The organism is Borreliella yangtzensis (assembly GCF_014201775.1).
In the GTDB taxonomy this organism is placed as follows: Bacteria; Spirochaetota; Spirochaetia; order Borreliales; family Borreliaceae; genus Borreliella; species Borreliella yangtzensis.
Map to the genome: position 1 here is coordinate 1 of NZ_JACHFG010000069.1, position 1421 is coordinate 1421.

A 1421-nucleotide genomic window follows, 5' to 3' on the forward strand; every position below is an offset into this window, starting at 1 on the left:
TATTCCCAAAAACACTAGCAAGAATAATATATAAATTCTCAGTTACTTTATGCGCTTTTGATAGTGCTATAGCATTAATAGTTTTATTACTTCCAGTAGCCTTTTCAAGCTCACCGTGTTGATCAAAATTAAGTTTATCACCGACATTTATACCGCTTTGACTATCTTTTTTACATACTAAATACCCTTCAAAGTTATTAGTAATTGGAATTACAGTTGCTATGCCAGTAAACTCATCTATATCTGTGCATATTCCATACAAGTCTTCACCACCACCAGCCTCAACTTCAAGCTCTGTTGTACCATCATTACTAAAACTAAGCTTGACTCCACGCTTGTATGGATAACCCTTAGCAGGATAATTTTCTATTTTATCTTTACTGCTAGTTCTAACTCCACCAGAATTGGAATAAATTAAGTTTTTGTCTCTAAACTCTAAAGAATTCCCTAGTAAACCAGAATCCTTTTGTGGATTTTTCATTAATGCTCTAATTTCAGCAACTTTTTTATCAAATTCTTCCTTAATTTTTGTTATATCTGTACCAGCCATTTAAATACTCCTTTACGCAACGCTTGTTCTTCTACTTCTTTTCAAGTTTTCATAAAATTGAAGTCGTCTTTGCTTGTAAGTATTACTTATAGCTTGTACAAATTCTGTAAAATTAATTGGAACAAAATTAGAATCAAGCAAACTCACTCTCTCTTCTGATTTAGCAACAATATTCCCTTTAATAGAATCAACAGAAGAAGAATTGCTATTCGCATTTTTTCTTAGTTTGATATTCACTTTAGCCAATGAAACTAGTTGTTCTAGTATCTCACCATCAATATGGGTTATGTCTGCTACTTTAGAAATAGCTTTAATTTGCTCAATTGGAACAAATTTGCGAACAAGTTCTCTGCGTTGTGCTTGCATAATGTCTTTTAGTGTGTATCCTTTCGCTAAAAGCACTTCTTTATTAAAATGATTGCTAAGATGTGCTTTTGCTAGTGTGTCAATTTCATTTATACGCTCAGCTTCAAGCAGTAATTGCTTTTCAACACGCTCTCTCTTCTCAACTTCTGCAAGTTCTTTTGTTATTCGCTCATTTATACTTAACTCATGATTTATCTCTTTAGGTTTTGCATTTGCTTGTTCTTTAAGGCGCATATACTCTTCATATTCGCCAGAACTTATAATCTTGGTATCAGATTTAACTTGCTGTTCTTCTTTAGCTTGTGCTTGCAAGTCTTCTTTTTCTTCATTTTCAATCACTTTTTAACTCCTTTTCTCAAAATGAGAATAATTTTTCTTTTAAAATAGATAACTCCTCTTTGTTGAAGGAATTATTGTTTATAAGCTCATTATATTTACTGTAAAGCTCAATTAGCTTAATATCTCTTTCTACCTTTTCATCTTCACTTAACATAATCAGTGAATT

At 31.7% G+C, this 1421-nt stretch carries 2 protein-coding genes and 1 pseudogene; all 3 read right to left on the minus strand.

The window, feature by feature from the left end; genetic code table 11:
- On the minus strand, window positions 1–550 hold a 550-nt coding region (locus tag HNP68_RS06845), incomplete at its 3' end, for a DUF228 domain-containing protein (protein WP_183221727.1).
- Between the two features lie 12 nt (window positions 551–562).
- The gene (locus HNP68_RS06850) at window positions 563–1255 is read right to left on the minus strand and encodes a DUF1357 family protein (protein ID WP_183221729.1); all 693 of its coding nucleotides are present in this window, start codon (window positions 1253–1255) and stop codon (window positions 563–565) included.
- A 16-nt stretch (window positions 1256–1271) separates the two neighbouring features.
- A pseudogene (locus HNP68_RS07335) lies at window positions 1272–1421 on the minus strand (phage portal protein); the annotation flags it as partial.